General features: G+C 76.3%; 6 protein-coding genes. All 6 read right to left on the reverse strand.

Features of this window, described 5'->3' with window-relative positions:
* Window positions 1–1,154 (reverse strand): amino acid adenylation domain-containing protein (locus B1205_RS33340; RefSeq protein ID WP_441338479.1); only part of this gene is annotated, 1,154 nt, incomplete at its 3' end.
* A 1,175-nt stretch (window positions 1,155–2,329) separates the two neighbouring features.
* The gene (locus B1205_RS11205; RefSeq protein WP_089155551.1) at window positions 2,330–3,349 is read right to left on the reverse strand and encodes a TauD/TfdA family dioxygenase; all 1,020 of its coding nucleotides are present in this window, start codon (window positions 3,347–3,349) and stop codon (window positions 2,330–2,332) included.
* On the reverse strand, window positions 3,346–4,398 hold the full coding sequence (locus B1205_RS11210) for a TauD/TfdA family dioxygenase (RefSeq protein ID WP_089155552.1): 1,053 nt from the start codon (window positions 4,396–4,398) through the stop codon (window positions 3,346–3,348). The genes B1205_RS11205 and B1205_RS11210 overlap by 4 nt, the downstream gene beginning before the upstream one ends.
* On the reverse strand, window positions 4,395–7,580 hold the full coding sequence (locus B1205_RS11215; protein ID WP_089155553.1) for a non-ribosomal peptide synthetase: 3,186 nt from the start codon (window positions 7,578–7,580) through the stop codon (window positions 4,395–4,397). The genes B1205_RS11210 and B1205_RS11215 overlap by 4 nt, the downstream gene beginning before the upstream one ends.
* On the reverse strand, window positions 7,577–9,349 hold the full coding sequence (locus B1205_RS11220; RefSeq protein WP_089155554.1) for an MFS transporter: 1,773 nt from the start codon (window positions 9,347–9,349) through the stop codon (window positions 7,577–7,579). The genes B1205_RS11215 and B1205_RS11220 overlap by 4 nt, the downstream gene beginning before the upstream one ends.
* Complete coding sequence (locus B1205_RS29635; protein WP_441338480.1) at window positions 9,301–12,153, reverse strand: non-ribosomal peptide synthetase; 2,853 nt, start codon at window positions 12,151–12,153, stop codon at window positions 9,301–9,303. The genes B1205_RS11220 and B1205_RS29635 overlap by 49 nt, the downstream gene beginning before the upstream one ends.
* Between the last annotated feature and the right edge of the window lie 40 nt (window positions 12,154–12,193).

The raw sequence follows: 12,193 nt of genomic DNA on the forward strand, positions 1-12,193 counted from the left end.
AGCACGGCGGCGACCTCGCCCGGCTCCACCCGGAAACCGTGGATCTTCACCTGGTCGTCGAGCCGGCCCAGGTAGCGCAACCGCCGCTCGGCGTCGAAGCGGACCCGGTCGCCGGTGCGGTAGACCCGCTCGACGCCGCCGGCCGGCAGCGGCAGCTCCACGAACCGGCGGGGNTCACCCAGGTAGCCGTCGGCGAGTTGCGGGCCGGCCACGCACAGTTCCCCGGCCACCCCCGGCGGGACCGGGCGCAGCCGCTCGTCGAGCACCCGCACCGCGACGCCCGGCAGCGGGCGGCCGATCGTCGGCGGGTCCCCGGCCCGGATCGGCGCGACCGTGGCGTCCACCGTGCACTCGGTCGGGCCGTACAGGTTGACCGCGCTCACGCCGGGCAACGCCGCCACCTCGGCCCACAGGTCGTCGGGCACGGCCTCGCCGCCGAGCAGCAGGCGGCCGGGCAGCCGGGCGTCACCCGCACCGGCGAGCAGGATGCGCGCCTGCGAGGGCGTCAGGTCGAGCACGTCCACCCGGTGCCCGGCCAGCGTGGCGGCGAGCGCGGCGCCGTCGCGGCGCACGTCCTCCGGCACCAGGAACAGGCTCCGGCCGTGGGCGAGCTGCACGAGCTGCTTCACCGAGGCGTCGAACGTCAGCGGCGCGTTGACCGCCACCCGCAGCCCCGCCGGGCTGTCCGCGTACACGGTCGCCTCCAGCGCGCCGATGAGGTGCGCGGCGGCGGCGTGCGAGACCCGTACCGGCCGGGGCGTACCGGTCGAGCCGGAGGTGAAGATGACGTACGCCGGGTCGGTCGGCGCCGGCGCGGTCGCGGGCGGCGGGCCGTCGGCGGCGGCCAGCTCGTCGACGGAGACGGTCGCCGGCCCGCCGGTGCCCACCACGCACGCCGCACCGACCGCGTCCGCCTGCGCGGTCAGGCGCGGCGCGGGGGCGTCCGGGTCGAGCGGCACGAACACCGCGCCGGCGCGCAGCACGCCGAGGAACGCCACCACGGTGTCCCGGGAGCGGGTGGCGAGCACGCCCACCGGCGTGCCGGCAAGGCCGCGCGCGGCCAGCGCCGAGGCCACCCGCGCGGCCCGCGCGTCCAGCTCACCGGCCGGGTACGCGCCGTCGGCCGCGACCACCGCCGGGGCGTCGGGGTCCATCGTGGCCAGCCCCGCGTCGAGCAGGTCGACGAGGGTACGCCCCGGCGTCGCGCCCACGGTGCCGCCGGCCTCGGCCAGCCAGGCCGCCTCCCCGGCGCCGAGCACCGCGAGCGGAGCGTCCCCGGCCAGCGCGGCCGGCAGGGTGCGCAGCACCGCCACGAGCGAGTCGAGCAGCCACCGCCCGCCGGTGACCCGCAGCGTGACCTCGTCGTCGCCGGTGAGCACGGTGAGCCGTGGGCCGGTCGGCGGCGGCGGGACGGGCACCTCCACGGCCGTACCGCCGAGGCCGGCCACGGTGCTCGGCGCGACGGTCGGCTGCACCGCGAACCCGGCGGCCGCCCCGGTCGCCTCGTCGATCGGGTCGACCAGGTGGAACGACTCGTCGGCGGTGACCTCGGCGGCCCGGACGGCGGCCAGCAGCTCGGCCGGTTCCGCCGGCAGCGGCAGCGCCAGCCGCAGCGGACCGTAGCCGCCCAGCGGGCCGACCACCCCGGCGGTGCCGTCGGCCTGCCGCCCGTCGTGCCAGCGGGCCAGCACCAGGTCCGTCTCCTCGGCCCCGTCGGGCGCCTCGGCCCGCCGGGCGACCGCGAGCGCCCAGGCGGCGAGCAGCACGGTGTCGACGGTTCCGCCCGCGCCCCGGGCGACCCCGGCCAGCTCGACGGCGGGCAGCGTCGCGGTGACCTCCGCGCCCGGGTCGTCCCCGTGCGGCTCGACCAACCGGGCGGCCGGTGCGCCCGGCGCGGCGGACGGTGCCGCCTCCCGCTCCTCCACCTGCCACTCGGTGACGTCGAGGAACTGCAACGCCTCCTCGTCGGCCGGCGGGAGGTCCCCGGCGTACCCGGCGGCCAGGTCGGCGAGGACCAGGCGGAGGCTGGCCGGGTCGGCGACGAGCGGGGTGGCAGCCAGCTCCAAGGCGTCGTCGGTGAGGGTGACCGACAGCTCGCCCTGCGCGTCGACCGTGACGGTACGGTCGTCGTCCACGTCCTGCAGCGGCACCCGCAGCCCCGGGTGGTGCACCAGGGTCAGCCGGAGCGCCTCGTGCCGGGCCACCACCGCGTCCACGGCGGCCTGCAACCGGGCCCGGTCGAGCGGCTCGGCCAGCCGGACCCGGGCCCGCACCAGGTCCTGCTTGCCGGACCAGGCCAGCCGCTGCACCGGGGACAGACGGTATCCGTTCACAGCACACTCCGGTTCACGTAGAGGTCGGACATGGCGACCAGGATCTGCCGGTCGCCGGTGAAGGGTTCCCGGCCGTGGGTGGCCAGGAAGTTGTCCACCACCAGCACGTCGCCGCGCCGCCACGGCACGGAGAGGGCGTGCTGCCGGTACAGCTCACGGATGCCGGTGACCACCTCGTCGTCGATCGGCTCACCGTCGCCGTGGTAGGCGTTGCGGGGCAGCCCCTCCGGGCCGTACTCGCGCAGCAGCGCGCCGGCCACCTCGGGCGGCATGTTCGAGACGTGGAACAGGTGGGCGTGGTTGAACCAGACCGTCTCCCCGGTACGTGGGTGCGTGGCCGTCGCCTGCCGCCGCGCCACCGTCCGCAGCCCGTCCGAGCCCAGCCAGGTGAACTCCGTCGCCGAGGCGGCGCAGTACGCCTCCACCTCCGCCCGGTCGGTGGTCTGGAACGCCTCCTGCCACGGCAGGTCCAGGTGCGGGCCGTAGTTGCGCACGTACCGGACGCCGTCGCGGCAGAACCGTTCCCGCACCCGCGCGGGGATCAGCGGGGTGACCACCCGCTCGGAGGTCAACGGCGTCGCGCCGCCGTCGCCGGTGGCCGGCTGCGCGCAGTAGAAGAACAGGTGCGTCGGCCAGTTGTGCGAGTACGACATCTCGTGGTGCAGCGGGATCCACTGGGCGGCGTTGAACTCGGTGGAGGTGAACACCTTGTCGGCCACCTCGTGCCGGGGCGCGGCCCGCTCCAGGTAGCCGAGCAGCTCCGGGCCGACCTGGCGGGCCGCCCGGCCGAAGTCGTCGGCGCTGCGCACGTCGAAGCCGCGGAAGAACACCGCGCCGTGCCGGTCCAGGTCGGCCAGCAGTTCGGCCCGCCGCCCGGCGAGCCAGCCGGCCAGGTCCAGGTCGGGCACGGCGGCCTCGACCAGCAGCACGAAACCGTCCGGGCCGAGCGTACGGCGGGTCACCGGCTCGGTGGCGGTCCCGCCGGCGGCACGGCGACGGGGTCCCGGGGCGCTCATGCTTCTCTCCCTTCCGGGCGTCGCTCGGCCAGTTCCGGCGCGGCCACCGGGTCGGACATGGCGGTGAGGATCCGCCGGGGCGGGGTGAACGGCTCCCGGGCGTGGGCGGCGAGCATGTTCTCCACCAGCAGCACGTCCCCCTCCCGCCAGTCGAACGAGCGGGTCTCCGCCGCGTACGCGGTCCGCAGCTCGGCCAGCACCTCGTCCGGGATGGGCGTGCCGTCCCCGTACGCGGTCTGGTAGGGCAGGTCCTCCTCGGCCAGCGCGGCCCGCAGCCCGGCGCTCACGTCCTCGGGCAGCGAGGTGACGTGGAAGAACAACGCGTGGTTGAACCAGGTCCGCTCCCCGGTGACCGGGTGCCGCCGCACCGCCGGGCGCACCTGGCGGGTCCGTAGTTGCGTCTCACCCACCCACTCCACGTCGATCAGGGCGCGGGCGCAGTACGCCTCGACCTCGGCGCGCGACCCGGTCTGGAACGCGGTCTGCCAGCTCAGGCTGATGCCCGGCAGGTAGTTGCGCCGGTAGAGCACGCCCCGCCGTTCGAACTCGGCGACCGTCTCCGGGCGCAGCCGGGCCAGCACCCGGCGGCTATCCGCCAGCGGCGTACGCCCACCGGCGGCCGGCGCGGTCTCGCAGTGGAAGACGATCCGCAGCGGCCAGGTGACCGTGTACGACTGCTCGTTGTGCAACACGATCGGCTGGTCGGCCGGGTGCTCGGTCGACGTGTAGACGCCCTCGGTGACCCGGCTGCGCGGCGAGGACCGCTCGCCGTAGGACAGCACGTCGCCGGAGAGCGCCGCCATCACGGTGCGGAAGTCCTCCGCGCCGGCCACCGCGAAGCCCCGGAACAGCACCGCCCCGGCGCGGCGGGCCAACTCGTCCACCTCGTCGCGGTGCCCGGCCAGCCAGCCGGCCAGGTCCACGTCGGGCACGTTCGCCCGCACCAGCGCCGGCAACGGCCCGCCGGGCCAGTCCGGTCGTACGTCCACCAGGTTCCGTTCCCGGCCGCGGCGGGGGACGGGCCGCGCGACCCGGATCTGATCGGTCATCTCTCACTCCCAGCGGTGGCGGCGCAGTCGGCCAGACTGCGTCCGGGGTCGGCGGCGGCGGCGCGCAGCAGCGCGGTGAGGCGGCGGTGCCACGTCACCACCGTGTCGTGGTCGAACAGGTCGGTGCGGTAGGTCCAGAGCGCGTCCAGCGCGTCCCGTCGGTCGTCCAGCCAGAGCGTCAGGTCGAGGCGGGACCCGTCCGGGGTCAGCTCGACACCGGTGAACTCGCCACCGGCGGCGCTGCGGTGCCGGGCCGGCGGGGCGTTCTGCACCCCGAACGCGACCTGGACGAGCGGGTTGCGGCCCGGCGTGCGGGTCGGGCGCAGCCGCTCCACCAGCAGGTCGAACGGCACGTCCTGGCGGGCGGCGGCGAACAGTGTGGCCCGACGCGCCTCGGCGAGCAGGTCGGCGAAGGGCCGGTCCGGGGCCGGGCGCAGTCGCAGCGGCAGCGTGTTGACGTGACAGCCGACGCTGTCCTCGGCGGACACGCTGGTGCGCCCGGCGAACGCGACGCCGACCAGCAGGTCGTCCCGGCCGGTGGCGACGCCGAGCAGCGCGGCGAACGCGGCCAGCCCGACCATGTGCAGGCTGGCCCGGTGCGCGCGGGCCAGCTCCCGCACCGCCGCGGCGGTCCCCGGGTCCACCGTGGTCCGCAGCGCCGCCCCGCCCCGCGCCGCGCGGCGTGGGTCTGTGCTGTTAAGAGGGGCCCCCTCCGCTACCGCAGGCGTTAACAGGGGGCCCCTCCTTACCTCCGGGGCGGTGTGCAGGGCGGCGACCAGCTCGTCGGTGGCGCGGCGGCCGGCCGGGCCGGCCAGCCAGGCGCGCTGTGCGGCGGCGAACACTGCCGGTCCGGGCGCCGGGGCGCCGGGTGGGCCGTCCGGGTCGTCGTAGGCCCGCGCCAGGTCCCGCACCAGCACCCCGAACGACCAGTCGTCGGCGACCGCGTGGTGCACGACCAGCAGCAGCGCCTCCGCCCGACCGGTGGCGTCGGGCACCAGGTGGGCGCGCAGCAGCAGCCCGACGGCCAGGTCCATCGGGGTACGGGTGGCCGTGGCGGCGAGCCGGGTGAGCCGGGCGTCGAGCGGGGTGCCCGGCTCGGGCGGCGCGACCACGAGGTCCGGCCGGGCGTCGGGGCGTACCACCTGCACCGGCCCCTGCGGCCCGGTGGCGAACACGGTGCGCAGCGCGGGATGCCGGGCGACAACCCGGTGCAGCGCCCGGGTCAGCCGGTCCGGGTCCAGCGCGGTGGCGAAGCGGACCGCGAAGGCCAGCAGATAGGACGTGTCCGCCGGGTCGAGTTGGTGCAGGAACCAGAACCGCCGCTGCGCCGCCGACAGCGGCGCGGGTCCGTCGGCCGGACCCGTTGGTCGGCCGTCCCGACCGTCGTGCGCCGGGTCCGTCGACTCGCCGTCCGGGGTGGCGGGGGTGTCGAGGTGGGCGGCCAGCGCGGCGACGGTCGAATGGGCGAACAGGTCGCCGGGGTGGACCCGGCGGCCGGTGGCGGCGGTGAGCCGGGTGGCGCAGCGGACGGCCAGCAGCGAGTCGCCGCCGAGCGCGAGGAAGTCGTCGTCCGGGCCGCTGACCGGCACGCCGAGCAGTTCCCGCCAGACCGCCGCGACCAGCGCGCCGGTCGGGCCGAGTGCTCCGGCGTCGGCGGCGGAGCCGAACGTCGGCGCGGGCAGGGCGGACCGGTCCACCTTGCCGTTGGGCAGCGTGGGCAGCCGGTCCAACCAGACCACCGCCGCCGGCACCAGCGGTGCGGGCAGCACCTCGGCCAGCCGGGCCCGCACGTCGTCGCGCCGCGCGCCGACCAGGTAGCCGACCAGCAGCGGGTCCCCGCTCGGGCCGGGTCGCACGGCGGCGGTCGCCTCGCGTACGCCGGGCAGGTCGGCGAGCCGGGCGGCGACCTCGCCCAGCTCGATCCGGTAGCCGCGCAGCTTCACCTGGTCGTCGAGGCGGCCCAGGTAGGCCAGTTGCCCGTCCGGGCGCAGCCGGACCCGGTCGCCGGTGCGGTACATCCGCTCGCCGGGGCGGAACGGGTCCGGCCGGAACCGGGCCTCGGTCTCCGCCGGGCGGTCCAGGTAGCCCCGGGCCAGTCCGGCGCCGGCCAGGTGCAGTTCGCCGGCCTCGCCGGGCCGCACCGGCCGGCCGTCCGGGTCGAGCACGTACGCCCGGGTGCCCGGCAGCGGCCGGCCGATCGGCGGGTCCCCGCCGTCGCGCGGCACCTCGGCCCAGGTCGAGTACGTGGTGTCCTCGGACGGCCCGTAGAGGTTACACAACCGGCGTACGTGCGTGCGGGCCCACACCCGGGCGGCCAGCGCGGCGGTGAGCGGCTCACCGGCCAGGCAGACCGTACGCACGCCCGCCGGCAACGCCCGGGCGGTGAGCAGTTCCCCCATCGCGGCCGGCACGGTGTTGACCAGCGTGACCGGCAGCCGCTCCGCCCCCGGCGCGGCCAGCGCCAGCACGTCGTCGACCAGCAGCACCCGGCCACCCCAGGCCAGCGGCCCGAAGATCTCGAAGACGGACAGGTCGAAGCAGACCGAGGTGGCGGCGAGCATCCCGCCCAACTCGGTGTCGTCGAAGGTCTGCCGGACCCAGTGCAGCAGCACCGACGCCGAGCGGTGCTCGATGGCGACGCCCTTGGGCTGCCCGGTGGAGCCGGACGTGTAGATCACGTATGCCAGGTCCTCCGGCGTCACCGGGGCCGCGGGGTCGGTGCCGTCGCTGCCCGGGTCGAGCCGGTCCACCGGCACGGTCGGGCCGGGGAACCGGCCGGCCAGGTCCGACCGGGTCAGCACCAGCCGAGCCCCAGAGTCGGCGGTCATGAACGCCACCCGGGCCGCCGGGTACGCCGGGTCCAGCGGCACGTACGCGGCCCCCGCCTTGAGCACGGCGAGCAGCGCGACCACCAGGTCCGGCGTACGCGGCAGGCAGACGCCGACCCGGTCGGACCGGCCGACGCCCCGGGCCAGCAGCACCCGGGCCAGCCGGTTCGCCGCCTCGTCGAGATCGCGGTAGGTGAGCGTGGCGTCGCCGTGCCGGACCGCCTCCGCGTCCGGGGTGCGTGCCGCCTGTGCGGCGACCATCCGGTGCAGACAGTCCACCGTGGCCGCCGCGCCGCCGGTACGCCGGGCGGCGGCGCGGCGGCTCGGCCCGGCGGAACGGGCGGGCGCGCTCACCGGCCACCCCCGGTGGTGGCCAGGGCGAGCCGGCGGTCCGCCTCCTCTTGGAGGCGGTCCTTGTCGGCCAGGATCACGCTGCCGGGGTCGTTGTCCGGCAGTTCGTCCTCCAGCCGGCGGATCCGCCGGTAGGCGATGCCGCCGCCGGCCAGCGCCAGCGCGCAGAGCCCGGCCAGGATCGCGGCGAGCGCCATCCCGCGGCCCGGGCCGGTGCCGACGAGCGCCGCGAGCGGGCCGCCGGGGCGCGCCAGCGGGGCGAGCACGTGCTCGGCCAGCGGGCCGGCGCTCAGGAAACCGGCCGGCACCATCAGCCAGGACAGCATCTGCGCCATGGCGAGCACCCGGCCCTGGAGTTCCAGGCCCACCTTGGCCTGCACGATGGCCAGCCAGTGGGTGTTCACCAGCGAGGTGGCCAGGCCCATGCCGAGCAGGCCGAGCGCCGGGAACAGCGGGTCCGGTCGCAGCCCGACGGTGAGCAGCGAGACGCCGAGCAGCACGACGCCGACCAGGATGCCGGTGGTCCGGCGGGCGGTGCCGCCCCAGACGCCCATCAGCACCGAACCGACGACCATGCCGACCCCGCTCGCGGCGAGCACCCGGCCGAGCACCGCCGGATCGCCGAAGGAGAGCGTGAGCGGGGTGACCAGCACCTCCACCATGGCGAAGAAGTAGTTCAGCGACGCGACCAGCACGACCAGGGCGACCAGGCCGTGCCGGCGGACGATGAACCGCCAGCCGCCCAGCACCTCGCGCCGGAACGGCTCCTCCCGCCGGACGAAGAGCGTGTCCGGGAAGCGGACCGACAGCGTGACGGTGACCGCGACGGCGAACGTGACCAGGTCGATCACGACGATGCCGCGCAGCCCGACGGCGAGCACCAGCGCGCCGCCGACCAGGGGTGCCAGCACCGTGCTGGTGGCGGTGCCGAGCGAGACGATGCCGTTGGCCCGGCCGTAGTAGCGCTTCGGCACGAGCTGGGTGACCGCCGCCTGGTAGGCGGGTTGCTGGAACGCGGTGGCCACGGCGGAGACGGTGATCGCGGTGAGGATGTGCCAGAGGCGCAGGTGGCCGAGCCAGAGCAGCAGCGCCAGGCTCACCGTGCCGGTGGCGGCCAGGCAGTCGGCCAGCACCATGATTCTTCGGCGGTCCCACCGGTCGGCCAGCGCACCGGCGATCGGGGAGAGCACCACGGCCGGCAGCAGCGCGAGCACGGTGGCGGTGGCGAACAGCGAGACCGACCCGGTCCGCTGGTAGACCCAGAGCCCCATGCCGAACGCGGTCAGCCCGCTGCCGATCAGCGAGACGAGCTGGCCGATCGCGACCAGGTAGAACACCGCCAGGCTGGGCGCCGCCCGCTCGGGTACGGCGTCCGCCGCCGACCCCCGTGCGGCGGCCGGCTTACCCTCGGCGCGTGGCGCGGTGGCCCCGGCGGGCTCGGCGGCTTCGACGGGCGCGGTGGCGCAGTGGGCCAGGATGATCCCGGCCAGTTCGGCCGGCTGGTGCTTGGCGAAGTAGTGCCCGGCGCCGTCGATCACCTCCAGCGACACCCGGTCGGCGAAGAACTCCCACTCCAGGTGGCGCTCCTGGTACAGCTCGGTGGCCCGGTCGCCGCTGCCGACCACGCAGACCAGCGGGGCGGACAGCTTCCGGGGCAGGCCGGCGGCGTAGACGTCGGTGTAGTAGTCCTCGCCCCGGGCCGCGTCGGCCAGGACCACCCGCATCACGAAGTCCTTCTCGCGTTCGTCGAAGACCTCGGTGAAGAAGCCCATCGCGCGCAGCGACTCCAGCGTGCNCGGCCGGGCAGCCGGGGCGCGGGGAAGTGCGCGCCGACGACCACGCCGGTGACGTCGACGCCGGCCGCCTCCAGCCGGCGGGCCAACTCCACCGCCTCGGCGCCGCCGACGCAGTGGCCGTACACCGCGACCGGGCCGGTGACCTGCTCGACCACCTCGGCCACGCAGCGGTCGACCAGCTCGTCCAGGTCGAGCATCGGCTCGTCCGGGCGGTTCAGGTCGTGCCCGGGCCGTTCCAGCGCGTAGAGCGACACCCCGGCCGGCAGCGCGTCCGCGAGCGGCTGGAAGGTGATCGCGCTGCCGCCGCCGAACGGTACGCAGAGCAGCGTCAGCGTGGTCGGGGTGCCCGGCCGCTCCGGGGTCAGCTCGTGCAGCAGCCGCCCGGCGGAGCCGCCGGTGGCGTCCAGGTGCGCGGTCAGCGCCCGGATGGTCGGGTGGCGGAACAGGTCGAGCACGCTGATCGCCGGGTCGCTGCCGGCCAGCGCCTTGATCGCCCGGAACGAGTCGCCGCCCAGGTCGAAGAAGTCGTCGTCGATGCCGACCCGCTCGTAGCCGAGCACCTCGGCCCAGCGCCGCGCCAACGCCGCCCGCAGCGGGGTGTCCGGCTCGCCGGCGCCGACCGTGGCGCGGTCGCGGTGCGGCGCGGGCAGGGCCGCCCGGTCGACCTTGCCGTTGGCGTTGAGCGGCATCCGGTTCAGCGGCACGAACGCCGCCGGGACCATGTAGTCCGGCAGCCAGGTGCGCGCGTACGCCCGCCACGGCGCGGGGTCGGCGGTGACGTCGGCCGTCACCGCGTGCCCGGCGTCGGGTTCGGGGGTGCCGGCCAGCGTCAGGTAGGCCACCACGGACTTCTCGCCCGCGTCCTCGCGCACCACCACGGCCGCGTCGCGGACCGCGTCGTGGCGGCGCAGCACCGCCTCGATCTCGCCCAGCTCGATCCGGAACCCGCGCACCTTCACCTGCGAGTCGGCCCGGCCGAGGAACTCGATCCGGCCGTCCGCCAGCCACCGGCCCAGGTCGCCGGTGCGGTAGAGCCGCCCACCGCCGTCCGGGTCGGGCACGAAGCGCTGCGCGGTCAGCGCCGGGTCGTCGTGGTAGTCGCGGGCCAGGCCGGGCCCGCCGAGGTAGATCTCGCCGGGCACGCCAACCGGCGCCGGGTTCATCGCCGCGTCGCGTACGTGCACGCGCATGTTGCCGATCGGCCGGCCGATCGTGGGACGGCTCTCGTCCGGCGTGATCCGGTCCATGGTGGCCCAGACCGCGGCCTCGGTCGGGCCGTAGAGGTTCCACAGCGCGTCCACCCGCTCGGCGAGTTGCCGGGCCAGCGGCGCGGGCACGGCCTCGCCGCCGCAGACGGCGGTCAGCCCCGGTGCGCCGGTCCAACCCGACTCGATCAGCAGCCGCCACGTCGTCGGCGTGCCCTGGGCCAGCGTGACGCGCTCGGCGGCGAGCAGCCCGGCCAGCCGGGACGCGTCGTACGCGACGTCGCGGTCCACCAGCAGCATCCGCGCGCCCACCACCAGCGGCAGGAACAGCTCCGGCACCGACATGTCGAAGGCGAAGCTCGCCATCGCCAGCATGGTGCCGTCCCGGGTCAGGCCGGGTCGTTCCCGCATCGCGGCGAGCGTGTTCACCACCGCGCCGTGGCTCACCCGGACGCCCTTGGGCCGGCCGGTCGAACCGGAGGTGTAGATCAGGTACGCCAGGTGCTCCGGCCCGGCCGTCGGCGGGGGAGCGGTGTCCGGCTCGCCGGCCGCGTCCGCGCCGGCCCGCACCACCGTGCCGGCGAAGTCGTCGAACCGTTCGGTCCGGCCCGCGTCGGTGACCAGCACCGTCGCGCCGCTGTGCGCCAGCACGTACCGCTGCCGCTGCACCGGGTACTCCGGGTCCACCGGGACGTACGCGCTGCCGGCCTTGAGCACGCCGAGCAGCGTGACCGGCAGCTCGTGCGAGCGGGGCAGGCAGACCGCGACCGGCACGTCCGGCCCGACGCCGGCCCGGCGCAGCCGGTGCGCGAGCCGGTTGGCCCGGGCGTCCAGCGTGGCGTAGTCGAGCGTGGTGCCGCCGAACGTCACGGCCGGCCGATCCGGATTCGCCGCCACCTGGGCCGCGAACAGGTCGACCAGCGTCGGCGCCCGGCCGTCCGGGGCGTCCCAGCCGGCCGGCGCGGTCGTGTCGTTCCACCCGGCGAGCTGCGTGCGCTCGGCGGCGGTGAGCACGGGCAACGCCGCGAGCCGGGTGCCGGGGTCGGCGACGGCCGCCGCCAGCAGCGTCTCCAGGTGCCCGACCATCCGCTCGGCGGTCGCCGGATCGAACAGCGCGGTGTTGTACTCCAGCCGGAACCGCAGCCCCTCGGCCACCTCGTACGCGTACAGCGCCAGGTCCTGCTGGGCGATGCCCGGCTCGACCGCGAACGGGGTCAGCCGCAGCCCGCCCGCCTCGACGTCGCGCTGCTCGGGCACGTTGAGCAGGTTGAACATCACTTGGAACAGCGGGTTGCGGCTCAGGTCACGGGGCGCGTCCACCAGGTCCACCAGCCGCTCGAACGGCACCTCCTGGTGGTCGTACGCGCCCAGCGCGGTGCGCCGGACCTCGCCGAGCAGTTCGGCGAACGTCCAGTCGCCGTCGAGCACGGTGCGCAGCGGCAGCATGGTGACGAAGAAGCCGACCATCGGCTCCAGCTCGGCGCGGACCCGGCCGGCGACCGGTGTGCCGACGCAGACGTCGCGCTGGCCGGTCCAGCGCCAGAGCAGCGTGGTCCACGCGGCCAGCAGTGTCATCGCCAGCGTGGCGCCGTGCGCTTGGCCGAGCCGGCGCAGC

Source organism: Micromonospora sp. NBS 11-29, assembly GCF_002140155.1.
Lineage (GTDB): Bacteria > Actinomycetota > Actinomycetes > Mycobacteriales > Micromonosporaceae > Micromonospora.

Bases quoted from the DNA above. Each gene is read 5' to 3' on its own strand.
- B1205_RS11205 (WP_089155551.1), bottom strand. From the start codon at position 3,349: ATGAGCGCCCCGGGACCCCGTCGCCGTGCCGCCGGCGGGACCGCCACC.
- B1205_RS11210 (WP_089155552.1), bottom strand. From the start codon at position 4,398: ATGACCGATCAGATCCGGGTCGCGCGGCCCGTCCCCCGCCGCGGCCGG.
- B1205_RS11220 (WP_089155554.1), bottom strand. From the start codon at position 9,349: ATGGGCTTCTTCACCGAGGTCTTCGACGAACGCGAGAAGGACTTCGTG.